This window comes from Serratia sp. Sp408 (assembly GCF_057180665.1).
This window is the reverse complement of sequence record NZ_JBXUFT010000001.1, coordinates 98519-122585: the sequence shown is the minus strand read 5'-3', so window position 1 is coordinate 122585 and position 24067 is coordinate 98519. Positions and strand designations below refer to the sequence as shown.

The following is a 24067-nucleotide window of genomic DNA, read 5'->3' as shown; positions in this document are numbered from 1 at the left end:
GTGCTATTTCAAGCAGTTAGCCGGTAAAAAAAAGTAAAGTTCAGCGCGGCCTGTCTCGTCCCCCCGGCAGATAACGCCAGGGTTGTTCACTGCCCGGCAAGTCCTGACCATCGTTGCGACCAAACCACTGATAACGGTTACGCGCAACGCCGTCATAGAGGGCGTCACCTAGCCGACGCGGCAGAAAGCGGGCGACAGATAACCAGCAAAAAGGCCAATCGAGCCAGCGCAGTGCCTGAAAAAACGCCGCCGAACGCAGCCAGTGCCGGCCCGACGCCAGCAACACCACGCTGTCAAAACGGTCGGTTGGCATCGCCAGGCTACGCAACATCTCCTGCCCGGTACTTGACTGTACGGTGGCAAAACGGAGGCGTCCATGGCGGTCTGCCCACATCAAAAAACGCACCAGCCGGTGGCATAAATTGCATTCGCCGTCGAATAACAGCACCGGTTCGACAGGCAGCGGCGGGGAAGAAATTACGCTAGGGTTCATCGCGCCTCCTGGTTTGTCTCCAGACTAGCGCGCTCCCCGGCGAAAGGCCAGCCGACCAACGTCGGCTGGGGTTATCGTCAGCGCAGCGGCGGGTTATCCGGCAACGCAACCACCGAAACGCGCACTTCATAGTGCTTGGCCTGGCTGGTCGGGATCACCGCCGTCAGTTTGTTAATGGTGTCCGTGGGGTTATCGCTGGCAGAGGTGGCGCAAAACAGTTCGCCGCCGTGGCAAAAACCGGGTTTAGGCATTGGGTGGCCGTCGGGGCCAGGGAAAGGTGGCCGTACGTTACCCTGCTGCCACTGCGGCGGTAATGGCTTGTCGGCTGGCGCAGGCGCGGAAAGCGCGCCAGTGCTGAATAATACCGCAGCGGTCAGAAAGGGCAGAGTCAGGGCTTTCAGGGTTTGCTTCATCGTTAGGATCTCATTGAACAGGAACCGCCCTAACCTACCCCGTCGCCGATGGGCATGAAAGCGGCTTTTCGCCGCCTTTTCACCCGCTTGATATTTGCTTACATCCCGGCATAAACGTGATGAATTACGCAGGATCGGGTAAAGCAGCGCGGCCAGCTGGCGCAAACGCCCATGCAAACCAGAAGGCCGGCCCGCGATAACGGGCCAGCCGAAGGGAGGTGATCGCTCAGTCTCTGCCGCTAACGGTTTCAACCGCCGGCATGGTGCCAAAATTGCCGCTGTTGAAATCCTCAAACGCCTGCTGTATCTCGGCGTCGCTGTTCATCACAAACGGACCATAGCCGACGATAGGCTCATCGATCGGTTCACCGCTCAGCACCAACAGACTGACGTCGCTGTTGGCTTCAATGGTGAGGGTATCACCCACGCGGTCCAGCATCACCATCTGGGTTTCACGAACAATCTGCTCGCCGTTGACCAGTATCGCGCCATGCAGCATCACCAGCGCCAGCGTATGGCCTTCCTGCACCGTTAGCGTGGTGGTGTGACCGGCATTGATCTTCATATCCCACACATTCAGCGGGCTGAAGGTGCGTGCCGGGCCAGCATGGCCAGCGAAGTCGCCGGCAATCACCCGAACCTGTCCCGCACCGTCCGCCAGCGCTACCTGCGGAATATCCTGATTGCGCAGCGTCTGATAACCCGGCGCAGCCATTTTATCCTTGGCCGGCAGGTTAACCCACAGCTGTACCATTTCGATGGTGCCACCTTTGCGAGAGAAGTCCGTTGAATGGAACTCTTCATGCAGAATACCGGAGGCGGCAGTCATCCATTGCACATCACCTGGGCCAATCACACCGCCGCTGCCGGTGGAATCACGGTGCTCCACTTCGCCCTGATAAACGATGGTTACGGTTTCGAAACCCCGATGCGGGTGCTGGCCAACGCCGCGTCGCCCGGTAGTTTCGCGGAATTTGGTGGGCGCGGCATGATCCAGTAACAGGAACGGGCTCATTTCCGCCCCCAGATCGTTATAGGAAAATAGCGAATTGACCAAAAAACCGTTGCCGACCCAATGTGCTTCAGGGCTGTTATAGACGCCTAGGATCTTTTTCATAAGGATCTCCCATTACCGGCCTCTCGGCCTTTATTTGTTGCCAACAGTGTAAACCCGCCGTGATTGCCGCAGTAGTCGGCAAGATATACACTCAGTGTTCTACTGGTAGGACAATGGAGCGGCAATGTTGATCGATTTGAACGACCTGTTTTTCTTCGCCAGCGTGGTGGAACATCAGGGATTTGCCGCTGCAGGCCGAGCGCTCGGCATACCAAAATCCAAACTCAGCCGCCGGGTGGCGCTGCTGGAGGAACGGCTCGGCGTGCGCTTGATCCAGCGCTCAACGCGCCGGTTTTCCATTACCGACGTCGGGCAGAATTATTATCAGCACTGCAAGGCAATGTTGGTGGAGGCCGAGGCCGCGCAGCAGGCAATCGAACAGACCCGCGCGGAGCCTTGCGGCACCGTGCGCCTGTCTTGCCCGATCGCGCTGTTGCATACCCGCGTCGGGGATATGCTGGCACGCTTTATGGCCGATTACCCCAAAGTGTCTCTGCACCTGGAAGCGACCAATCGCCGGGTCGACGTGGTGGGAGAAGGACTGGATCTGGCGTTACGCGTGCGGCCACCGCCGCTGGAAGACAGCGATCTGGTGTTGAAAGTGCTGGCGCAGCGCAGCTGGTGCGTGGCGGCCAGCCCGGCGCTGGTGCGGGCACTCGGCGACGTCAGGCAGCCGGAAGATCTGCTACGCTACCCGACGCTCGATCTTGGTCCGGCGCGCCCCCAGCACCAGTGGACACTGACCGGCCCGGATACGCGCCGCTTTGACTGGGAACACCTGCCAAGGTTGGTCACCGACGATATGCTAATGTTGCGTACCGCGGCAATTGCCGGCGCCGGGGTAGTACAACTGCCGAGCATGATGATGCGCGATCACATCCTGCGGGGCGATATGATGGCCTTGCTGCCTGACTGGCGACCACAGGGTGGCGTGGTACACGCGGTGTACCCGTCACGCCGTGGTTTATTGCCGGCGGTGCGCCTGCTGCTGGACTTCCTCGGCCAGCAGTTCGCCGCTCTGGAGGAAAGCTGATCAGGTGGTGATTTCGATGGCGTTACCTTCGGGCAGCAGATGTGGCAACCACATCACCTCCAGCGTTGGCCCTTCGTCCAGTTGAATAAAACGTGATACACCCCCTGGACGACGTTGACTGACATATTGCTCTCCCGCCACGCCGTTAAAGTAGCGCTAATCGGTTACCAACGTACGATAATAAATAAGAAAATTAGGGTTAAACGATTTTGGCCGACGGTTGTTGGCTATACTGTGGGAGGCAACGTTACCGCAGACGTAACGGCTTGGGCGCTAAGGGAAAACATATGCTATTGAGAATCGCAAGCTGGCTGTTTCAATTACCAGGCAGGCTGTTTGGCCGCATTTTTAACAGCCGTCTGACGCTATTTATTTTCTTTATGTTGATCGCCGTCGGGATATTTGGCACCAAACGCTATCTGCACGCTCAGCACCAGCAGGAGGAGCTGACCAGCACAGCGCCGGCCCATTACGACATCAACCGCGGCTTGCCGCTGCGTGAAGCTCGCGAACAGTGCGGTGGTCCGTTGCATGACAACGACGGCCAGCCATGGCCCGCCGCTGCGGGCTACCTCCACCAACCCGAACGGCCGGCCGGCAGCCGTTTACAGCGCATCACGCTGGAAAATCAACGCAATGACTTTGCCGTGGTGGTGAAGCTGGAAACCCCGGAACATCCGCAACAGTTGGCAGAAGTGTTCATTCCCGCTGCGGCCAGTTTTGCCGTCAACGTCTCGGCGGCTGGCAAGTACGTTTTAAAGATCCGCGACATAAAAAGCGGCTGCAGCTTTCGCTCGCAGCCGTTTCCGCTGGCGGTAGAACATAACTGGCGTCTGCCGCTGAGCCTGCATGGCCACGGCGAGGTGGAGTATCAGGCCATCAGCACCAGCGAGTTTTAATGCCGGCGCTGGGTTATTTCTTCACCGGATGATCGCGGCGGAACAGCGCCCAACTCTCCAGTTCCTCACCGCTTGGCAAGGTACAGGTCGAATACTGCCCCTGCGCATTCTGTTTGGCGTTTAGGGTACCGCCAATTTTGCTGCAGTAGACATCCGCCGGATTCGCCATACCGATCGAAGTAGTCTGCGGCGGAGGCGGTGCGTCGTGGGTTTTCACTTGTTGACATCCTTGCAGCATTGCCACACCGGCAAGCAGAGAAAACAGTACGCTCTTTTTCATATTCAACTTTTACTCACGCCGTTCAGGAAAGGAAGGATTTACCCTGTTCCAGTACCAGATCGCAGGCCTTTTGCTTCACTTTTTCGGTGATCTGCGAGGTGCCAAGGCTGTTCAGATCCAGGCTTTTACCTTCGCCGGTCTGCAACAAGCCACCCAACCCTTGTTGATACTCCTGGCTGTTGGCGTCGGCACTGCTGCTAATGCCCAGTTTATCCATCAGTTTGGTCTGCACGCCGGCAACGCCGTTTTGCGACAGCACGTTGTTTTTCACGCAATACTGCAGAATGCCGGCCGCGTTGGTCATGCTGCTGGAACTCAATGCCTTGTCGCCGCCGTTCAGCAGTCCGGTCAGGCTGGACAGTGACATACCGCCGCTTTCGCCGCCAGATTGGCTTAGACCGCCGGCTGCATCGCTAATAGAATCCATTAGGCCAGCCGCGTTTGCCGTACCGGCCATAGATGTGGTCAATGCTAACGCCAGCAGTAAACGATGCTTGCTGTTCATATGATTAAGCTCCTGTTTTATCTTCGGTAGGCGGCAAGCCGCCGGACACAGATTCGAACGTCATGCCCGCCAACAAGTTCCATCCGGCGGGCAGAAAACGCAATTTTAGGAATAGTCAGGACGAGGGAAAGAGTCAGAACTGCCAGCGCAGCCAGGCAAAGAATACGTTGCCATTGTTATAGGTGCCGGGGATATAGGTAGCCTGGAACGTCAGGCTTTTATAACCAATGGAGGCCAACGGCAATGGCGCCGGGATCGGGATATAGTTCCAGTTGTCACGCGCGGTGACGCTGGCTGTAAAGCCCAGGCCAAGGCGGAAATCCTTATCGTCCAGCGGGCGCCAGATCTTTTCATAGGCGTAGCCGCCAATAGGTTCCCATTTGTTAAAGGAATCCTTGAACGCCATCAGGTAGATGCCGTGCCAATCACCGTCCTGATCGAAGCGCGAAATACCATAACCTGCTCCCCATGGACGTTCGTTGTACTTGTCGATGTGTTCGTCGTCGTACGTCCAGCGGTTGTGCCAGGTGATCGCCGGCAGATAGATATCCTTGTTCGGCGAGTTGTTCCAGGTTTCAGCCACATTATGGGTAAAGCGCTGCCATAAGCCGGGCTGTTCAGCCTGCACGGCAGTGGCGTTTTGTGCCTCCGCCTGCGTCTGCGCGGCAGCGCCATTTTCTGCTGCCACCTGCGTCTGCACGGCAGTGGCGTTTTCTGCACCAACCTCGGCCTGCGAAGGTAGTGCAGAAAACATCAACGCCATACCGCATGCCAACGGTGTCCATTTATAAAACATCATAAAACTCCTGTATAAATTACGGCCGGGGATTCTTACCGATCGTACTTGCAAGATCAACCCAGACTTTTGCCAATCCCAGCGCTAAGCGATATTTGTTGTCGATTCATTAAGTTTAGCCGTTGGGCATTGTTATGTCCGATGGACTTGCAAGAGCGCTCCACGCACCGTGGCATCCTTAAACGCCATGCTAACGCCATCCCCCGCTGACGATCTGTCAGAAAACTCCGTTTCGACGTCAAACAATGAATCGCCACGCCGGCCGTTAACATAGCTTTACCCCCGCCGCCAAAGCGGATGTGATCGCCAGCGCATTATCTGGCCTGACCTGCTGGCATCAGTGTTATCCCCATCACAGCGCTTGCTGGTTGCCACCTTGTTATTATGGTGTAAATTAAAAGTAACACCACCTAGTATTATTACTATTACATAAGTTAATTATTGATTTCCGCAGAGGTTTCTCCAGCACATATTGCCGATTGCGGCTGAGCCGGGTCTGACTCCGCCGCGTTATGGCAGGTGATACGCCTAGGATTATTAGTAATCGTAAAAGTACCGAAAATATCTAATTGGGATTACTCCCCCGCTGTCTATCGCCAGAAATGGCATTAAGCACGGTTTTTTGCTGGCGAGAGAAATACCCGCTCAGGCTGCCAAAGCCGACCATTACCCTGTGCCATGGCATTTTTAAACGTAAAGCCCGGCGTACATAAATACCGTTCGGCCACTGGCCTGCCGATCTTGAAGCAATCAGCGCTTTCCATAACTGTTAATACCAGCAGGCGTAATACGCTTTTCGCGCCATTCGCTAACGCAATAACACCGGCAAAGCTGATTGCTGATTTCTGCCTGATAAAACCAACACAATAAATTCGGAGCAAGAGATGAAAGTCACCATCGGACAATTTATTCTGCAACAACTGCGCGCACTGAATATCGACCATATTTACGGCGTGCCCGGCGATTATAATCTGTCGTTGCTGGAGTTGATTGAGCATGACAACCAACTACAGTTTATTGGCAACTGCAATGAATTGAATGCCTCTTACGCCGCTGACGGCTATGCGCGCATGAAAGGCGCCGGTGCGTTGATTACCACTTATGGCGTTGGCGATCTGGCGGCATTGTCCGGCATTGCCGGCGCTTATGCTGAATCCTCACCGGTAATATGCCTGGCCGGCACCCCGCCGCTGCATGCCATGAAAAGCCATGCGTTAATGCACCATTCACTGGCCGACGGCAATTTTGACAATGTAATGAATTGCTTTAAACAGTTTACCGTCGCACAGGCGCTGATTACGCCGGAAAATGCCGCGGTGGAAATTCCACGGGTTCTGGCGGTGGCCTGGACCGAAAAGAAACCGGTCTATTTACAGCTACCGTCAGACATTTGCGAAGTAGAGATCGAAGTAACAAGCGCCGTGGTGGCGCCGCGCCTGCCGGCCAGCGATCGCTACAACCTGCAGCTGGCTGCCAGCGCCTTGCTACGACGCTTGCAACAGGCACAGCGGCCGGTGATGCTGATCGATCAGATGGTCGATCGTTATCAGTTGCAGCAACTGGTGGTTGAAGTTGCCCATAAATTCGCCATTCCGCTGACCAATATGCCAACCGCAAAATGCATTATCGCCGAAACCACCGCCGGCTGGATGGGCGGCTACAGCGGTAATCTGTCAAGACCGGAACTGTTTGCACTGATGGCGAACTCTGACTGCGTGCTGAACTTTGGCGCACGGCTGGTGGATTCGACCACCGGTTACTTTTCGCATCAGATCCCAACCGCAGGACAGATAGACATTCAGCCATACACGGTGAAACTGGACAACGTCGCCTATCCGGCAGTGGCCGCCGCCGATCTGTTGCAGGCACTGCTGGACGGTGCCGCCGGCGACGCGGCGACGCCAATGGCCACGCTGCCCAACCCACGCCACAAACTGGCCGCCCCCAGCGACGCACCGCTCGATCAGGCCTATTTTTGGCAGCGTATGAGCCGATTTATTGCCGAAGACGACGTGCTGGTGGTCGAAAACGGTACCTCGGGAGCGGCCATCGGTGGTATGCGCATGCCAGACGGGGTGAAAGTGGTGAATCAGCCGATTTGGGGCTCCATCGGTTATACCTTACCGGCGCTGCTCGGCACGCTGATGGCCGCGCCGGAACGCCGGCAAATACTGTTCATTGGTGATGGTTCGTTCCAGTTGACTGCCCAGGAAGTGTCAACGCTGCTGCGTTACGAGCAAAAACCCATTATCTTCCTGATAAACAATGACGGTTACACCATCGAACGTTATATCCTCGGCGAAGCATCATCGTACAACGATATCGGCCGCTGGGATTATGCCGCACTGCCAGCGGTGCTCAACACCGAGGCTCGCCCATTCTGCGCCGCCGTGGAAACCGGCCAACAGCTGGAACTGGCGCTGGAACACGCATCTCGCCAGGACCGGCTGGCGTTTATTGAAGTGAAATTGCCGATGATGGATACACCGCCGGTGATGAAAGAGTTCTGCAACCGCTGTAATAACTTCAACTTCGGCTTGCGCAACCCGCGCCGCTGCGCCTAATCAGTCGGGTGAGGGACAAACGGCCCTTCCGCCTCCCTCACCCATGAGGTTTTTTATTTGGCGCGAGCCAGGCAACGTTGACGGCGATCGTCAACCCGTTTGGCAAACCAGGCCGTGGTCAACTTGCGGGTAATTTTCGGGCTTTCAAGCGTAATGCCCGGCAACACTTCACGCGGCAACTTTTTGCCTTCGGTTTTTTCTGCCAGCGCAAACACCTGTTGGTAAACGTCGGTATGCTCGAAATCGAGGCTGTTGCCCTTCTCCAGCGCCCGCCGAATGGCGGAATTGCTGATAGCCAGTCGTTTGCCCAACGCGCGCACCGCCAGTTCAGTGGAGCCAGGCTTGTCGGTGCCGTAGTTGATCAAGTCACCGTCCAGCGCCAGCGGAATGCCGCTCGCGCGGCTGACCGCGCTCTGGAATGCCGCATTACGGCTGGCGTACCAACCGGCGTTGAAATCGGCGAAACGGTACAGTGAACGGCTGTAATTGGCCGGATAGCCGAGCAGATGCATGATGCCGAAATACATGCCGCCACGCCGGCTGAACACTTCACGACGAATCGAACCTTCAATCGGATACGGATACCCTTTGGCATTGGCCTCGGCAAAGGCGATGCTCACCTGCATGGGTCCACCGGTATGCACCGGGTTCAGATTGCCAAATAGCCGTTGGCCCATCGGCACCATATCGATAAAGTCATCAAAGATGGCGCTCAGCTCCTTTTCACTGCGCACCTTGTCCAGTCGTGCGCTGTAACTCTTGCCGTTTGGCGAGGTGATCATCAGCGCGGTGCGCACCAGGAAATGCGGAATATGCAGTTGATCGGCGCGACGATCGATCTCTTTCCAGGCGATCTTCGGCAGCCCGGGCACCTGCGGATCGGCCTGGAAGGTCGATTCCTGCTCGGTAACCGCCAGTACGGAACAGATGTTCTCGTCGCTCGCGTCAAGGCCTTGCGCGGCAAACGCTGCGGTGATATCCGTTGCCCAACCCTGGCGATCCTTGGCGCTGGGCGGCATCAGTTTGATGACTTGCGCCTTGACATCTGCCGGTCGGCGCTCAGGTGCTTCGGGGGTGGTTTTGCTGGCACACCCGGCCAACACCAGCAACGCGGTCAGCATTAGCGGTCGAAAGGCGGGGAGTCGTTCAGAATGGCGGTTATAAAACATCTTTTCCCTGATTATCATGGCATCGGCGTAAAAGACGTTATCTCAGCTGCCGTTTATGATCCAGTACCCGCCGTCGAAAACTGCCCTGCGTTATGCTGCGGATGGTAAAACACACCAATAACATGCATTATATATGCAATTTAAATCAGACTTGATGCTGGAGAATGACATGTCGATCACCACGCAACCGGAAGACTACTTTCACCAAAAATACGGCCTGAGCCGTACCCACTCGGAAGTGATCGCCGCAGTCCGCCAGATAGCGGCAGGCAAGGCGCTGGATCTGGGCTGTGGCGGCGGGCGAAACTCGCTGTATCTCAACCTGAAGGGCTTCGAGGTAACCGCCTGGGACAAGAATGCGCTCAGCGTCGCCGAACTGAACCGGATCATTGATGCCGAACGCCTGAACCATATCAGCGCCAGCGAACAGGACTTGAATAGCCATCGCTTTAGCGGTGCCTATGACTTTATTCTTTCCACCGTGGTGATGATGTTTCTGCAACCCGCAACCATCCCCACCATGATACAGGATATGCAGGCCAGCACCGTCAGCGGCGGTCACAATCTGATTGTCGCCGCGATGGACACGCCGGACTTCCCTTGCCCGCTGCCGTTTCCGTTCACCTTCAAACCCGATGAACTGAAAAATTATTATCGCCACTGGGAAATTGTGAAATATAACGAGGATGTCGGTCAACTGCATAAAACCGATGCCAATGGCCAGCGTATCCAACTGCGTTTCGCCACCTTGCTGGCGCGGAAATGATGGTTCGGACAATGCAGATTGCCAAGCCCAACGCGCAGCGTTAGGATCGGGCACGGCCCAACCGGGGCCAGGGATAACGCCTGAGCGTTGCGCGTATTAAAAGGCTTGTGAGGTTAATGTGTTAGAGAGTTTTGGCATCCTGAATTTATGGACTTATCTCGCAGGGGTGATTTTTATCATTGTCCTGCCGGGTCCAAATAGCCTGTTTGTGTTGAAAATGGGTATTTCGCGCGGCGTTCGCGCCGGCTATACCGCCGCCCTGGGCGTATTTATCGGTGATGCCATTTTGATTTTTTGCGCCTATATCGGCGTCGCCACGCTGATCCGCACCACGCCGTTCCTGTTTACCCTGGTGCGTTATTTGGGTGCCCTGTATTTGCTGTTCCTCGGCGCCAAGCTCCTGTACGCCACTTTTATTCAAAAGAATCAAACGGCACAGCAGCCGCTGGAAAGTAGCAACAGCATTCTGCGCAAATCGTTGACGCTGAGCCTGACCAATCCCAAAGCCATTCTGTTTTACGTGTCGTTCTTCGTGCAGTTTATTGATTTTAATTACGCACACCCTGGGCTGTCCTACACCATTCTGGCGCTGATTCTGGAGTCGGTAAGCTTTGTTTACATGACCACGCTGATCTTTGCCGGCAGTATGCTGGCGCATTTCTTCAGCCATAAAAAACGCCTGGCCAAATTGGGCAATGGCCTGATTGCCCTGCTATTCCTCGGCTTCGCCACCCGGCTGGCCACCCTCAGTTCATAATTCGCTCCAGCAGCCAGCTCAGGTCGCGTTAGCGGGCGCGAGTGGCGGCTGTCACGCAGAGCAAATCGATTGTCAGGCAAACAAAAGCCGGCAGTGCAAAAACGCCTAGACTGGTGCCGTTAAGTGACCTTTTTGCCTGACAGGAGGGCGTATGCCTGACAATACCGTAACCATTCTGGACAGCGTGTCGCAGTTTCTCGATCGTCAACATGGTCTGTATATTGACGGGCAATCGCAGCCCTCGCAGGCCGAACAGCGGCTGCCGGTGCATAACCCTGCCGACGGACAGCAGATTTCCACTACCGCCGACGCCAGCGCCGAAGACGTTGCGCGCGCCGTGACCTCCGCCCATCGGGCCTTCACCGCCGGCGTCTGGGCACAGCGGTTGCCGGCCGAGCGTGAACGTATCCTGTTGCGCTATGCCGATCTGGTCGAACAGCACGCCGAACAGCTGGCACAGTTGGAAACGTTGGAACAGGGCAAATCCATCATGATTTCCCGTGATTTTGAGGTTGGCTGCACGCTGAACTGGATGCGTTACACCGCCGGTCTGGCGACAAAAATCACCGGCCAAACGCTGGACGTCTCTATCCCGATGCCGCCGGGGGCCCGCTATCAGGTCTATACCCGCAAAGAACCGATTGGCGTGGTGGCCGGCATCGTGCCGTGGAACTTCCCGCTGATGATTGGTATTTGGAAGGTGATGCCTGCGTTGGCTGCCGGTTGCTCGATCGTTATCAAACCGTCGGAAACTACGCCGCTGACGCTATTGCGCATGGCCGAACTGGCCAGCGAAGCCGGCATCCCGCCGGGCGTATTCAATGTGGTGACCGGCCGTGGCGCGGTATGCGGCAAGGCCTTGACCGAGCACCCGCTGGTGGCCAAAGTCAGTTTCACCGGCTCAACGCCGGTAGGTAAAGGCATCGCCCGTGCGGCAGCCGACCGCTTAACGCGCGTCACCTTGGAGCTGGGCGGTAAAAACCCGGCAATCGTATTACAAGATGCTGATATCACGCAGGTGGTTGAAGGCCTGATGATGGGCAGCTTCCTCAATCAGGGACAGGTGTGTGCCGCCAGTTCGCGTATTTATATCGAAGCGCCGATTTACGATAACGTGGTCGCCGGCTTTGAACAGGCGGTGAAATCGCTCAGCGTCGGCCCCGGAATGGATACCCGCGCGCAGATCACCCCGCTGGTATCGCGCAGTCACCGCGACAGGGTGGCCGCCTTTCTCGACGATGCCAAAGCCAAACATGCCGAACTGATCGCCGGCGCCAATGGCCCGGTGGGTGACGGCTTCTATATTCCCCCCACTCTGGTTATTAACCCGGCGGCAAATCTCAATCTGACACGAGAAGAGGTGTTTGGCCCGGTGGTGAACCTGATCCGCGTTGCGGATGGCGAGGAAGCGTTGCGGCTGGCCAACGACAGCGAATACGGACTGACCGCCAGCCTGTGGACCCGCAGTTTGCAAGCTGCAATGGCCTATACCCCACGCATTCAGGCCGGCACGGTGTGGGTCAACACCCATACATTGATTGACGCCAATATGCCGTTTGGCGGTTTCAAACAATCCGGCAGCGGCCGCGATTTTGGCCCGGACTGGCTGGACGCCTATACCGAGTCAAAATCCGTATGTATTCGTTACTGAGCGCCATGCCCTCAGCCCGCGGGGGCATGCTCCAACCACCGTTTATTGGTATTGCTTGCGATAGTCGCTAGGCGAAACGCCAAAACGCTGCTTGAAGGCGGTGGAAAAATGGCTATGGTCGCTGAATCCCCAGTCATAGCCAAGACCGGCCAGTTTTTGCCGCTCAGGCGCGTTGCGTAGCGCCTGAGCACACAGATCCAGACGCCGATGCTTGATGTACTGCGCCACCACCAGCCCCCGGCGGGCAAACAGCCGGTACAGGCTACGCAGCGAGACGCCAACCTCCGCCGCCAGCCATTCCGGGCGCAGCCGTTCGGATTGAATATGCCGATCGATCAGCACCAGCGCCTTGTCAAAAAGCGGCTGATGCAGCTCGGCGCCACGATCGTGGCTGGTCAGCGTCGGTCGTAACAGGGTGGCGATGGCATTCAACACCGCTTCGCTTTCTGCCGCACTCATCGCCGGATGCTTGATACATTCGGCGACCAACTGATAACTGAGCTGCACGACCGCGCGATCGGCACCGATACGTTTGGCGCATTGCACATCGGCAACGCGAAATGGTTGCTCCAGATAGCAGCGAGGCAATAGCAGAGAGATTTGCCGCGAATCCTGCGGAAAACTGAAATAGCTGGGCCGAGAGGCATCGATCAGCGTAACGTCGCCGGCGGTCAATAAACTCTGCTGTCCGCCCTGCGTCATCAGCGCGCTACCGCGCAGTTGGAAAACGGTAAAGAAGTGGCCGCCGTCACTTTGCGCGACTTCGCGCCGGGTACGGTACAGAGATGCCTGAGCCACATCCACGATACTCAGGCGTAAGGCATGCGAACGGAACTCCTGCAGTGCACCGCTGAACTCGGCACCGAGCGATTTGGCCGCAAAGCGACCGCAGGCGGCGTTGATACTGCACAGCCACTGCTCGAAACCGACCTCCCTCTCCTGTCTGGAAAGCGCCATGTTATCCCCTTTGCAATGTCGGTAATAAACGCACCACGGCAATATTGACCCCAAAATCAACATAGTCATTCGCCCAGTGACAAGCAAAATGGGTGCGAGGATTTGGCACAACGATCACAGATTGCGTTCAAGCAAGGTTGCCGGCGGCGATTACCCACCGCTGCCACCGCTGGCATACCCGCCAGCGGCCGGGCAACCCTCCTCGCCTCGGTTGGCTTAACGCGCCATCCTGATCCACGCTTAAACATAACGATTTCTTGCCATTCTGGGAGGAGGATGTATGCCCGAACAATTCAACAGCTGTATCGAAGCTTGCTATGCCTGCGCAGCAGCCTGCGATCGTTGCGCGGCCTGTTGCTTGCAAGAAGAGGATCTGGCGATGATGCGCCAGTGCATCCGGTTAGACATTCAATGCGCAAATATATGCCGGCTGTCTGCGCAGTTTATGTCGCTGGACAGCGAATTTGCCCGCCAATTATGCAATCTATGCGCCGAACTGTGTGAAAAATGCGGCAATGAATGCGCCAAGCATCAAGCCGAACATTGCCAACTGTGCGCCAAAGCCTGTCACCGTTGCGCACAGGAATGCCGCAGTATGGCGTCTGCCGCCGGGGTTTAAGCGGAAACGCCGTTGCGACAATCTGTTACCGCCCTCTGAACCGGCAAAGCGCCAGGCATACGCTGGCGCATTTGAGCCAAAGCCATGGCGATACGCCTCCAGACGGATAATGAGCAGACAGTTAGGATGTTGAATCAGAAGTAAAATGCTCGCATCGCCGTCCAACCCTGGATTCGGAAAGTTCGGAAAGCTTGGCATATTGCAGCAAGCACCTAGACGAGACCCTAAAGCATGACTACGGTATTAAGGTGTCCCATAATAGAAATGAGAGCATATGGTATCTCAAGCAAGAAAGCGCAATGCTTGTATTAAACGCTTGATGTTGTACGTTATCGGCACCGTAGCAATACTCGTCGCCATGGCAGCAGTGATCTTTAACCCTCTACCGAACTGACCCCCTGCCTGGGGGTAGTTCAGAGAATTTCCCGCCCTACATCACGTACATTCACATCAGGAATCATAAGGCAAGGATCTTTGTGGTTCTCCTTCAGTTTTGCGCATTTTTCGGAAAAAACCTAAAAACTTTATGTTATGCTACGCCCACACACAGACAACAGCAGTAGCAACAGGTGAAGGGAAACTGACCTGTCAACCAAACAACAATTTGGAAGTACGCTATGAAGTTTATTTTTGACAATACTTTGCGCTGGATGATAGCGCTGTTCTTCGTTGCCGTCCCATTTAACCCTTATATCTCTGGAATAACACTCTACTTATGGATCTTTTTGGTATTTGCCGATACGACTTTCCTTAGCCGGCTACGAATATTAAGCGTCAGGATATTAGCCTTCATCTTTCTCTGGATGGCGGTTTGCTTTGCCGCATTCAATCCTTTCATCGCGATAAAATCAGCCATGATCGCCCTAGGTGTTTCCTATTTCGTATTGATGAAAGATGAAGTGGCAAAGAAAGTTTATTTCTGTTTTATACTGTCAATAATATGGTGCTTATTACAATTCACGGCGTTCTTTATCGATAAAAGCATCGCCATGGAAATGGGCCCTAAAAACATGTCTCAATTGATCTGGGGCTCTTTGGCAACGAAAACCTCCAGCAATCAGTTTGCCCTGTTCTTATTCCCCCGTATGTCAGGGCTTTCGCGCGAAGCCGGGTTCTTTGCATCACTACTGGCAATTATCTTCTTGATAAGGATCAGAGAAGGGAAACTTAATAAGAAAGAAAAATTCCTTTTTACCGCCGGTTATCTGGCCAGCCTATCCAAGGCCTCGTTAGCACTCATCATCGTGCTGTTACTGAGGCCTTTCAAACGCTTCATCAATAAGATCCCCAATCAATTTACCTTTGGCCTGGTATTTATTTTCTTTATGGTGGTGGCATCCTATCTCAACGTTGGCAGCCCTTCCTTCTATACCGCCAATGAGTCCCTAGCCCATCGCCTGTCTGCTTCATATATGATTCAGCATATGAGCATCGGCAACCTTATCTTTGGTTGCGACGTCGATTATACCTGTTTTGATTACCGTAATAGAGGCCTGGTTGATTTCTTAATGTCACGCGGTGGCGGATTTACGCCCAACGTCGGCATAAACGGCGTGTTCATCAATCTTGGGGTGTTAGGTTTCCTTGGCGTCGCGTTTGGCTTCCAACTGCTGAACTTCAAAAGTTTCGACGTGCTCATTTTGGTGATCTTCACTTCAACCGTTTCCCTGTTCACCATCGATGGGTTCGTGATCGCCATGTATTACTATATTTTTACCGGGCAATCCATTACCACGCGCTTACAGGCATCTGCGTCTACGGCAAACGCCCCCTGATAAGCCTAACGGTTATAAAGCGGTTAATATGCGTTACCAAAATACGGCGCAGAGTTTTCACTGGCCGTTCCAGGTAAGAGAACACGAGATCGAAATCGTGCCAGCATCTCCCGCCATCGTCGATGCCAGCGACGATGGCGGAGTGGTAGCCGGTACTGGAATAGGCATGGTGACACGTTTTATGGCAACCTCTCTGGTAAAAAACCGGCGTTAATTCCCGTTCTGACGGATTTCATGGTAAAGGGGCATATATTCCTGCAGTCTGGCTTGAAAGCCGTCGCTTCCTCGCAGTACGGGCATTTTCGGCATTTATGCTGGAACACTTTTAACACTCCTCGCCACGCATACTGCGTGACACACCATGAGATATCTCGTTCCCGCACTGGCGCAAACCTTCCGCAAACGGTGTCTATTACAGCATGAGTAAAGCGGAGATCTCTTACATCCTCGAAATGAATAACTCAAAACCCACGCCGTTGCGAACCATCAAGGCCTTCTATCTCTAGTAGTCTTCAGCCTGTTCAACCGCCGACCTGCTGGATGCGCGCGGCGGGCGATCTGACTCAGCGGCGATCATACCGGCGCTACCTTACGCCAGACCATCATGAAGATGACTCATGTGGTAATGAAATTAAGTCGCTTTCACTCGTCCAATGGCTCTGGCATAAATTATGCAATGTTAGCTTTTTGAGAACATGAAGACTGCTCAACGAGAACGCCAACGTTTTTGGCAACTCATGGAATAAATTCAGTTTTCATATCAGAACTTAGGATGCAAGATCACCATGAACACAGATTTTACATTTACCATTAAGAGCAGCCTGTTCGATGAGAATTATAACCCCTCGGAGAATACGCGTATTACCACCAATTTTGCCAATTTGGCCAGAGGGGCCCACCGCCAGCAAAACCTGCGCAATACTCTTGTCATGATTGATAATCGTTTCAATACATTAGCGCATTGGGATAATCCAAAAGGCGATCGTTATTCTGTCGAACTGGAAATCATTTCTGCCGAGATGCGCATTGAAGATCATGGTGATACCTTCCCGGTAATTGAAATATTAAAAACCAATATTATCGACAAGAAAAAAAACCAACGTATCGAAGGCATCGTTGGGAATAACTTTTCCTCTTACGTGCGCGATTATGACTTCAGTGTTTTGCTGTTGGAACACAACAAAAACAAATCTGAATTCAACATCCCGGATGACTTTGGCGATCTGCATGGCAATATATTCAAGCATTTCATCAACTCGACAGCGTATAAAAACAACTTTAAGAAGTCGCCTGTTATATGTTTAAGCATCTCAAGCAAAGATATCTATCACCGGACAGGCAACCAACACCCGGTGTTGGGCATCGAGTATCAGCAGGAAGGTTCTTCTTTGACTGAGAGTTATTTCAAAAAAATGGGTCTACAGGTTCGTTATTTCATGCCGCCAAATAGCGTTGCGCCGTTAGCCTTTTATTTCACTGGTGATTTACTGGAAGATTACACCAATCTTGAGCTGATCGGCACCATCAGCACGATGGAGACATTCCAAAAGATTTATCGCCCTGAAATTTACAATGCCAACTCTGTGGCAGGACAATGCTATCAACCAAACCTGAATCATCAGGATCATTCATTAACGAAAGTTTTTTATGATCGGGAAGAACGCAGCCAGTTGGCAATCGAGCAGGGAAAGTTTACTGAAGAACACTTTATCAAACCATACAAGAATATTCTTGAGCAATGGTCTACCCATTACGCGCTGTGATTAACCGAAAATAAAAGGCTAGCTAATTATGAAAACATTGCTCCCCACCTCAACTGCCGGCAGCTTACCCAAACCGTCCTGGTTGGCACAACCAGAGACACTTTGGTCTCCCTGGAAATTGCACAATGAGGAATTGATTGAGGGGAAACAGGATGCCCTGCGTTTGTCCCTGGAAGACCAGATTCGGGCGGGGATTGATATTGTCAGCGATGGCGAACAAACGCGTCAACACTTTGTCACCACCTTTATTGAACACCTCAACGGCGTTGATTTTGAGAAGCGTCAGGTTGTTAAAATTCGTAATCGTTATGATGCTAGCGTGCCGACGGTGGTGGGGGCGGTGGAACGTCAAAAACCGGTTTTTGTGGAAGATGCCAAATATTTACGCCAACTCACCGACCGGCCGATTAAATGGGCACTGCCTGGCCCGATGACAATGATCGATACGCTGTATGATAGCCATTATAAAAGCCGCGAAAAACTGGCCTGGGAGTTCGCCAAAATTCTCAATCAGGAAGCCAAGGAATTAGAGGCGGCTGGCGTCGATATAATCCAGTTTGATGAGCCCGCCTTTAACGTTTTCTTTGATGAGGTAAACGATTGGGGGATCGCCACGCTAGAAAAAGCCATTGAAGGGCTGAAATGCGAAACCGCAGTACATATCTGCTATGGGTACGGTATCAAAGCCAATACTGATTGGAAAAAGACGCTGGGCTCCGAGTGGCGACAATATGAAGAAGCGTTTCCCAAACTGCAAAAATCGATGATCGACATCATCTCACTGGAATGCCATAACTCGCGTGTTCCTATGGATCTGCTGGAACTGATCCGCGGTAAAAAAGTGATGGTCGGGGCCATTGACGTGGCAACCAATACCATTGAGACACCCGAGGAAGTCGCCAATACGTTGCGCCAGGCGCTGCGCTTTGTCGATGCCGACAAACTCTACCCTTCAACCAACTGCGGCATGGCTCCCCTATCCCGTCGGGTAGTCAACGGTAAGCTGCAGGCGTTAAGTGCCGGCGCAGCCATCATCCGGGGTGAGCTCTAAACCATTAGGTTGCCAAAGACTGGTTCATCCAAAGGCAACCCGTTCCAGCGCCAGTTTCCCACAAGGATGTGGGTGAGAAAGGCCTCTGGTTCGCTACGCCTGTCCCTTGGCGCATGAGTCACCATCAGCGCGCAGCTGGCGTCTAATACGCAGTAACAAGGTGACTGCTCCGTGTTGTAGGCAATAGCCGTCTCTCAGATGTTTCCCACGGAATAAGATCGCATAAAAATATCAAGCGCGTGTGCCACCCGATGGTTAATTTCCTCATCGGTTAATGCGTTGCGTGCCCCGAGCTTGATCTCAAGACTCGTCATACCCAGCCATAAGCCAGCCAGATCGTCTGCGGCTTCACCAGGATCGCACTCCCGCAGCGTCCCCTTGGTAATGGCTTCCGCAATGATAGCTTCCAGCATCTGCTGTGCCCTGCCGGGGCCTGCGGCATAAAACCGCTTGGGTAAATCCGGATGACGAATAGAGGCTGATGCAATCAGCCTGTCCCATCCAGTTAACTCCCGCTGGTTGATGAAACGGACAAACCGATTTCCAAAGGCAGTCAGAACATTCGCTAGCGGTAGGTGATGCCGTTGTTCAAAATCATCATCACTGATTGTTAAATCTGATTCCTGGCGTAACACCGCCTCAATTAGCATCTCTTTATCAGCGAAATTTGAGTAAAGGGTCGCTTTTGCAACGCCGGCAACACGGGCAATTTCTTCCGTAGTAACCTCCAGTCCCTTCTCCAGAAACAACGTGCGCGCGGCCTGAAGTATCGCATGCGCTTTTAACGGATCTTTAGGCCGACCTTTCCTGCGGATTGTGTCATTCATCGTTTATGGCCCGAAAGAATGGCGCTCATCATTAACCCTCCAACAACGGTAATGTGTTCAAGAACGATATGGAACTCCTTGGTGCGTTCCGGCTCGCTAAAGGCCCAGAATGGATGACCCAGTGGGATGGTAAGCAATGTAAACACAATCAGCATCACCGATCCAACCCAGCCCAACCCGGCAACATTAAAAATAATCAGGGCCGAGCCGACAAGCTGGCACAGGATGGTTCCTACCGCGAACAATACTGGCCAGGGCAGGCCTACCGCCACCATTTCCTCAACGATAACGTCAAAATTGAATACGCCGAAAATGCCAGCCATCCAGAAGAAAAAAGTGACTACGACGCGTGATAAACACAGGGTTAAGAAGTAATTCTTTGAGTTCAGCATCTATTTTCCGCAAGCTCATTAAACAGACTGGCAAGTCTACATATAATTAATAGACTATCAAGTCTACTAATTGTACGGATATTGATTTTCAAGCAGATAGAGAGTACGTAAAGGCATCGGGCATCTGCCTCTGGCAGCAGGCAGGCCGGCCCACGGAGCATGACCTCGACCATGCGATGGGCAGACGTCGATGCATTGAATTTTTTTTTGGCTTGGCGCACTTTTCATTTATTGGTGGTTGTGGGAGTATTTAGGAATTGTTTGTTTCCTAAATGCTGAGAATGATGTCTGAGAAACTACGGGGAGTACGCGAGCGCGGTCGCCCCCGGCAATTTGATCCTGATGCAGCGCTCGATCTCGCCATGTTGGTATTCCGTGAAAAGGGTTACCACAGTGCTTCGATCAGCGATCTTAGCGAAGCGATGCAACTCACCGCAGGCAGTATCTACAAAGCATTTCGCGACAAACGTAGCCTGTTCCTACAAGTCTTTGCGCGTTATACCTCGCTGCGCAACAGGATACTGCGCCAGCGTTTGGCGCAACAACCTGATGGCCGGACCAGAATTGCAGAACTGCTGCGCTTCTATCTTGAGTCTACCCAGGATCTGGAAGGGCGACGTGGTTGCCTGGTGGTCGGCAGCGTCATCGAATTACAACAACTGGATGCCGAGCTGTCCGAATTGGTGCATGCCGCGCTTAAGCGTAATCAGCAAACTATCCTGCAACTGATTGAACAGGGCCAGCACGATGGTTCGGTGAATCCACAACAGGATCCTGAAGCGTTAGGCGGCGTGCTGTTGTGTCTGATTCTGGGCATGCGAGTAGCAGGCAAGGCGGGTGATTTACCGGCTCGCGACCGGCTGATCGCCACGGCAATGAGGTTGCTGGAATAAAATTTTATCAAATAAGGAAATGATCATTTCCTTAATAACTGGAGGTTTGAATGTCGGAACATGTCATCACACACCCTTGGTCACAACCGATCGCCAATATGCCCGGCTTTGCCCATTATTACACCACGGTAGAGGGAACTCGGCTGCACTACGTCAGAGGCGGCAATCCACAAGGTGAAGTATTGCTGCTGTTGGCAGGCTTCCCGCAAAGCTGGTACGCATGGCACCAGGTAATGACGCGGTTGGCTGCGCGTTACCATATCATCGCCCCCGATCTGCCCGGACAAGGCGACTCCGATAAGCCGCAATCCGGTTACGACACACAGGCTCTGGCCGAGAAAATAGCGGGATTGATGCAACAGCTTGGCATTGAACGCCATTATCTCGCAGCCCATGACGTGGGTGCCTGGGTAGCCTGGCCGTATGCCGTGCGTTATAGCCAGCAGGTGCTCAAACTGGCTCTGCTCGATGCGGGCATTCCGGGCATTACACTGCCGGAGAGCTTAGCTGTCACACAGGATAAAGCATGGAAAACCTGGCACTTCGCTTTCCACTTATTACCCGATCTGCCAGAAGCATTGATTAGCGGGCGTGAAGAGATTTATCTGCAGTGGTTCCTGCGACGCAAAACCGCCAGCCCAATGGCATTCAGCGACGACGATATGTTGGAATATGTACGGTTGTTAAAACAGAACGGCGCACTGCGCGCAGGATTGGCACCCTACCGCGAGGTGGAGCTGTCGGCGGCGCAAAACCGGGCTCAGTGCAAACAGGGAAAATTGACGCTGCCAGTACTGGCCATTAGCGCCGATCAGGGGTCCATTCCTGATATGGCCACGCCGCTGCGCCAGTTTGCTGATAACGTCATTGGCATCACTATCGCGCATAGCGGCCACTTTATCCCGGATGAACAACCGCAAGCGTTGAGTGAGGCGATGGCGGAGTTTTTCCGTTAGGCATTAAGCACGTTAGCTCCGTGCCAAGAGACCGATAAGATTTTATTTCATGGTTACGTAACGATAACCAACCTCTTATTGAATAGAGATTGGTTATATTGTTGCGCCCTCGTCGACTGGCCTCCCCCAGCGGTGTTTGCCTGTGCTGGCAAACGGCAGGAACCCAGAACCGTCGGATCTGCTTTGAGTGAAGAGCGGACATCATATACACAATACACCTAGCTCAAGAGGCTCGAAAATGGTATTTTTCACGATGTAATATCCTTTTACTTTTGCCGTTTATGGAGCCGCTCTAATGGGAATAGATATAAGACAAGCCTTGATCACAGATGTCGATAGTATCTTCGATGTTAGAACTTCGGTAATTGAAAATCATCTGAGTCGTGAAGAAATGCGGCAAATGGGTATCACTGAAAGCGTAGTTGCCGATATGATCCAGAATGGCCCCTGTGCCTGGGTCGCTATTGATAACATGAAGGTTGTCGGCTTTTCAATGGTTTTGCAGGATGAAGGTTGTCTCTTTGCCGCATTTGTTCTTCCGGATCATGAAAATAAAGGAATAGGTCGTAGGCTTGTTATGGCGGCTGAAAAAGAACTATTCAAACATCACGAAGTAATCTGGTTGGAAACTGCAAAAAATAGCCGTGCAGCGAAATTTTACAAACATCTCGGTTGGGGTAATAAAACGGATGTTGGAGATGCAGATATCAGATTAGAGAAAAAGAATAATTAAACTCAGAGACATTAAATAAAGTTAAATTTCTGTATTGTCCGCTGCCGGCACATCACAGACGCTTCAATTTTTTCCTCCCCCGCTATCTGAACTTAACGTTCAGATATAATGCAACTGCAGTGTAAGGGGGCCGTATCCGGCGCCCCCATTTTACCCGCGTGGTTAATTCTCATACGCTGCAGTATGGAAATCTATTTCCCACTGAAGCACATCGCCATACAGCGCCGACAGCGCCTGCTTTTCGCGTTCACCAAGTGCCATGGCGCAGCGATCCAGTTCGTCCTTCAACCAGCGAGCCTGCTGGTAAAACTCCTCTTCCGCATGCATTTCTACCCAGAGCCGGACGTCTGCATCACTCTGGCTTTGCTCACTCGCCCGTCGGCACCAGACGTAATACATCCATTCTGCCCCGAACATCATGGTAATGATATGTTCATAACGCCCCTGCCGTGCCGTCTGCAACATACCATCGCGAAAGTGCCGTACACCGGGCAGATCGTCGGGGTAATCAGCGGAATTAATCCGGCGTTCAGACAACACCCTTTCAAACCAGGTAATCTGCGTTTCAACCAGCGCATTCAGTACACCGATCAACCAACGCTGCTGAGTAATATTCGGAGCCTTGCTGATGCCCAGAGCAAAAATCGCGATAGCCGTGGCGACAAAGTTACCCTCAAAGACCAGATAGCGGTTAAATACCCTGGTTGGTAACCGATCCTGCTCAATATCAACGACAAAACGGTGCTGCTGCATCGCCTGCCACACCTGCTGATGTTCGCGTAGCAGGCGATCGCTAAACGTTTCCATTACGCTTCCTCCAGAGCTGCCTGAGCGACCGACATAAAATGTTTGACCCTCGCCAGATCAACGTCGTTCCACCATACGCCATCAACCTTCATGGTGCTGGCGACGATCACCCCCTGGGTGCGTCCGAGGATCTGACAGACGTTCGCCGGTGTCACGCCGGACCCCACCAACAAGGGTAATTCTGTCGCAGCGCGAATCTCGTCAATTTCTTCTATGGTGGCGCTATCGCCCGTGCGCTGACCGGTGGCAATCACCGCGTCGGCCTCGAAGAAGTCCACATCGCGAGTCAGCTCCTGAATCGAGCGATCGGCAACGATGGCATGACTGCCGTGCTTAACGTGGCTATCGGCAAAGACGCGAATATGTTCAGCACGCAGCTTGCTGCGGTAGCGTAATGCCTTGGCCGCAGCCCCTTCAATAAACCCTTCATTGGCGATATAGGCATTGGCCCACTGGTTTACGCGGATGAAATCGGCCCCGCCCGCCAATGCGGTAGCCATCGCAGGAATCGCGGCGTTAGCCAATACGTTAATTCCAAGCGGCACACCGAAGCGCTGGCGAATTTTCTCGGTAATGACCGCCATCAGCGCTGACGTTTCAGGGCCAATATCTTCAGGTTTGGAAAAAGGAATATCGCCGTGGTTTTCTACAATCAGTCCGTGAACCCCACCTGAAAGATAATGTTCCGCATCACGAAGCGCGCGATCTATAATATCACTAACTGATTTTCCTCGATATTTAGGCGTACCTGGGAAAGGTGCACAGTGAACAACGCCAATAACGACTTTACTACGTGAAAAAATAGCTTGTATTGCATTCGATTTTTCTGCTGAGATAGAAATCATCTTATC

At 53.3% G+C, this 24067-nt stretch carries 28 protein-coding genes; 14 read left to right on the top strand and 14 right to left on the bottom strand.

All coding sequences use genetic code 11. The annotated features are described in order from the left end of the window. Nucleotides 1-40 precede the first annotated feature (40 nt). From AC2AXP_RS00630 to AC2AXP_RS00620, 3 genes are all read right to left on the bottom strand, one after another. Entirely contained in the window at nucleotides 41-493 is a 453-nt protein-coding gene (locus tag AC2AXP_RS00630; RefSeq protein WP_004954807.1) for a thiol-disulfide oxidoreductase DCC family protein, read from the bottom strand. A 77-nt stretch (nucleotides 494-570) separates the two neighbouring features. Further along, nucleotides 571-906, bottom strand: coding sequence for a hypothetical protein (locus AC2AXP_RS00625; RefSeq protein ID WP_004954808.1), 336 nt, complete (start codon nucleotides 904-906; stop codon nucleotides 571-573). A gap of 226 nt (nucleotides 907-1132) precedes the next feature. Beyond that, entirely contained in the window at nucleotides 1133-2023 is an 891-nt protein-coding gene (locus AC2AXP_RS00620; protein WP_004954812.1) for a pirin family protein, read from the bottom strand. Between the two features lie 124 nt (nucleotides 2024-2147). Here AC2AXP_RS00620 and AC2AXP_RS00615 point away from each other — a divergent pair, with 124 nt between their 5' ends. Then, the gene (locus AC2AXP_RS00615) at nucleotides 2148-3056 is read left to right on the top strand and encodes a LysR family transcriptional regulator (protein ID WP_198773383.1); all 909 of its coding nucleotides are present in this window, start codon (nucleotides 2148-2150) and stop codon (nucleotides 3054-3056) included. Here the strand turns inward: AC2AXP_RS00615 and AC2AXP_RS00610 are convergent, their stop codons facing one another. Then, a complete protein-coding gene (locus AC2AXP_RS00610; RefSeq protein WP_484381368.1) occupies nucleotides 3057-3197 on the bottom strand; it encodes a hypothetical protein in 141 nt (46 codons plus the stop codon). 146 nt (nucleotides 3198-3343) lie between these two features. Between AC2AXP_RS00610 and AC2AXP_RS00605 the strand changes: the two genes are divergently transcribed. Beyond that, nucleotides 3344-3955: a hypothetical protein gene (locus tag AC2AXP_RS00605; protein WP_004954820.1), complete on the top strand. Its 612-nt coding sequence runs from the start codon at nucleotides 3344-3346 to the stop codon at nucleotides 3953-3955. A 13-nt stretch (nucleotides 3956-3968) separates the two neighbouring features. On the opposite strand, the gene AC2AXP_RS00600 is transcribed toward AC2AXP_RS00605, so the two are convergent. The 4 genes from AC2AXP_RS00600 to AC2AXP_RS00585 form a co-directional block, all read right to left on the bottom strand. Continuing rightward, the gene (locus AC2AXP_RS00600) at nucleotides 3969-4235 is read right to left on the bottom strand and encodes a putative hemolysin (protein WP_004954823.1); all 267 of its coding nucleotides are present in this window, start codon (nucleotides 4233-4235) and stop codon (nucleotides 3969-3971) included. A gap of 22 nt (nucleotides 4236-4257) precedes the next feature. Further along, nucleotides 4258-4740 (bottom strand): YjjA family protein, encoded by a 483-nt coding sequence (locus AC2AXP_RS00595; protein WP_004954825.1) that lies wholly within the window; start codon nucleotides 4738-4740, stop codon nucleotides 4258-4260. 133 nt (nucleotides 4741-4873) lie between these two features. Continuing rightward, entirely contained in the window at nucleotides 4874-5539 is a 666-nt protein-coding gene (pagP, locus tag AC2AXP_RS00590; protein ID WP_004954828.1) for a lipid IV(A) palmitoyltransferase PagP, read from the bottom strand. 605 nt (nucleotides 5540-6144) lie between these two features. After that, nucleotides 6145-6441 (bottom strand): hypothetical protein, encoded by a 297-nt coding sequence (locus AC2AXP_RS00585; protein ID WP_127913642.1) that lies wholly within the window; start codon nucleotides 6439-6441, stop codon nucleotides 6145-6147. Between AC2AXP_RS00585 and AC2AXP_RS00580 the strand changes: the two genes are divergently transcribed. Then, the gene (locus AC2AXP_RS00580; protein ID WP_004954829.1) at nucleotides 6421-8100 is read left to right on the top strand and encodes an alpha-keto acid decarboxylase family protein; all 1680 of its coding nucleotides are present in this window, start codon (nucleotides 6421-6423) and stop codon (nucleotides 8098-8100) included. The genes AC2AXP_RS00585 and AC2AXP_RS00580 overlap by 21 nt on opposite strands. Nucleotides 8101-8153: 53 nt before the next feature. On the opposite strand, the gene AC2AXP_RS00575 is transcribed toward AC2AXP_RS00580, so the two are convergent. Then, entirely contained in the window at nucleotides 8154-9269 is a 1116-nt protein-coding gene (locus AC2AXP_RS00575) for a DUF1615 domain-containing protein (RefSeq protein WP_039991071.1), read from the bottom strand. Between the two features lie 169 nt (nucleotides 9270-9438). Here AC2AXP_RS00575 and tehB point away from each other — a divergent pair, with 169 nt between their 5' ends. From tehB to AC2AXP_RS00560, 3 genes are all read left to right on the top strand, one after another. Further along, nucleotides 9439-10035 (top strand): tellurite resistance methyltransferase TehB, encoded by a 597-nt coding sequence (gene tehB / locus AC2AXP_RS00570; RefSeq protein ID WP_039991072.1) that lies wholly within the window; start codon nucleotides 9439-9441, stop codon nucleotides 10033-10035. A 118-nt stretch (nucleotides 10036-10153) separates the two neighbouring features. Further along, on the top strand, nucleotides 10154-10792 hold the full coding sequence (leuE, locus tag AC2AXP_RS00565) for a leucine efflux protein LeuE (RefSeq protein WP_088499882.1): 639 nt from the start codon (nucleotides 10154-10156) through the stop codon (nucleotides 10790-10792). Nucleotides 10793-10943: 151 nt separating this feature from the next. After that, the gene (locus tag AC2AXP_RS00560) at nucleotides 10944-12443 is read left to right on the top strand and encodes an aldehyde dehydrogenase family protein (RefSeq protein ID WP_004954841.1); all 1500 of its coding nucleotides are present in this window, start codon (nucleotides 10944-10946) and stop codon (nucleotides 12441-12443) included. A 42-nt stretch (nucleotides 12444-12485) separates the two neighbouring features. On the opposite strand, the gene feaR is transcribed toward AC2AXP_RS00560, so the two are convergent. Continuing rightward, nucleotides 12486-13400: a transcriptional regulator FeaR gene (feaR, locus tag AC2AXP_RS00555; protein WP_371902012.1), complete on the bottom strand. Its 915-nt coding sequence runs from the start codon at nucleotides 13398-13400 to the stop codon at nucleotides 12486-12488. Between the two features lie 280 nt (nucleotides 13401-13680). On the opposite strand from feaR, the gene AC2AXP_RS00550 reads away from it, so the two are divergent. The 5 genes from AC2AXP_RS00550 (at nucleotide 13681) to AC2AXP_RS00530 (ending at nucleotide 18608) form a co-directional block, all read left to right on the top strand. Beyond that, nucleotides 13681-14019 (top strand): four-helix bundle copper-binding protein, encoded by a 339-nt coding sequence (locus AC2AXP_RS00550; RefSeq protein ID WP_273868818.1) that lies wholly within the window; start codon nucleotides 13681-13683, stop codon nucleotides 14017-14019. Nucleotides 14020-14636: 617 nt separating this feature from the next. Continuing rightward, nucleotides 14637-15794: a hypothetical protein gene (locus AC2AXP_RS00545; RefSeq protein WP_273868815.1), complete on the top strand. Its 1158-nt coding sequence runs from the start codon at nucleotides 14637-14639 to the stop codon at nucleotides 15792-15794. A 28-nt stretch (nucleotides 15795-15822) separates the two neighbouring features. Next, on the top strand, nucleotides 15823-16008 hold the full coding sequence (locus AC2AXP_RS00540) for a type 2 periplasmic-binding domain-containing protein (protein WP_004954854.1): 186 nt from the start codon (nucleotides 15823-15825) through the stop codon (nucleotides 16006-16008). A gap of 571 nt (nucleotides 16009-16579) precedes the next feature. After that, entirely contained in the window at nucleotides 16580-17557 is a 978-nt protein-coding gene (locus AC2AXP_RS00535; RefSeq protein WP_198773389.1) for a DUF1852 domain-containing protein, read from the top strand. A gap of 28 nt (nucleotides 17558-17585) precedes the next feature. After that, nucleotides 17586-18608, top strand: a complete 1023-nt coding sequence (locus tag AC2AXP_RS00530; protein WP_484381367.1) for a methionine synthase — start codon at nucleotides 17586-17588, stop codon at nucleotides 18606-18608. Between the two features lie 194 nt (nucleotides 18609-18802). Here AC2AXP_RS00530 and AC2AXP_RS00525 read toward each other — a convergent pair whose 3' ends face one another. Continuing rightward, nucleotides 18803-19435 (bottom strand): TetR/AcrR family transcriptional regulator, encoded by a 633-nt coding sequence (locus AC2AXP_RS00525; protein ID WP_004954865.1) that lies wholly within the window; start codon nucleotides 19433-19435, stop codon nucleotides 18803-18805. After that, the gene (locus AC2AXP_RS00520) at nucleotides 19432-19827 is read right to left on the bottom strand and encodes a DoxX family protein (RefSeq protein ID WP_004954869.1); all 396 of its coding nucleotides are present in this window, start codon (nucleotides 19825-19827) and stop codon (nucleotides 19432-19434) included. The genes AC2AXP_RS00525 and AC2AXP_RS00520 overlap by 4 nt, the downstream gene beginning before the upstream one ends. 272 nt (nucleotides 19828-20099) lie before the next feature. On the opposite strand from AC2AXP_RS00520, the gene AC2AXP_RS00515 reads away from it, so the two are divergent. The 3 genes from AC2AXP_RS00515 to AC2AXP_RS00505 all read left to right on the top strand — a co-directional run bounded on the left by AC2AXP_RS00515 (nucleotide 20100) and on the right by AC2AXP_RS00505 (nucleotide 22409). Then, nucleotides 20100-20720 carry a TetR/AcrR family transcriptional regulator gene (locus tag AC2AXP_RS00515; protein WP_004954871.1) on the top strand — a complete coding sequence of 207 codons (621 nt, stop codon included), beginning with the start codon at nucleotides 20100-20102 and terminating at the stop codon, nucleotides 20718-20720. Between the two features lie 50 nt (nucleotides 20721-20770). Beyond that, nucleotides 20771-21676: an alpha/beta fold hydrolase gene (locus AC2AXP_RS00510; RefSeq protein WP_039991073.1), complete on the top strand. Its 906-nt coding sequence runs from the start codon at nucleotides 20771-20773 to the stop codon at nucleotides 21674-21676. Nucleotides 21677-21971: 295 nt separating this feature from the next. After that, on the top strand, nucleotides 21972-22409 hold the full coding sequence (locus AC2AXP_RS00505; RefSeq protein WP_088499878.1) for a GNAT family N-acetyltransferase: 438 nt from the start codon (nucleotides 21972-21974) through the stop codon (nucleotides 22407-22409). Nucleotides 22410-22571: 162 nt separating this feature from the next. Here AC2AXP_RS00505 and AC2AXP_RS00500 read toward each other — a convergent pair whose 3' ends face one another. After that, the gene (locus AC2AXP_RS00500) at nucleotides 22572-23216 is read right to left on the bottom strand and encodes a TenA family protein (protein ID WP_004954876.1); all 645 of its coding nucleotides are present in this window, start codon (nucleotides 23214-23216) and stop codon (nucleotides 22572-22574) included. Next, nucleotides 23216-24061, bottom strand: coding sequence for a BtpA/SgcQ family protein (locus tag AC2AXP_RS00495; protein WP_198773393.1), 846 nt, complete (start codon nucleotides 24059-24061; stop codon nucleotides 23216-23218). Before AC2AXP_RS00495 ends, AC2AXP_RS00500 begins: the two co-directional genes overlap by 1 nt. Nucleotides 24062-24067 lie beyond the last annotated feature (6 nt).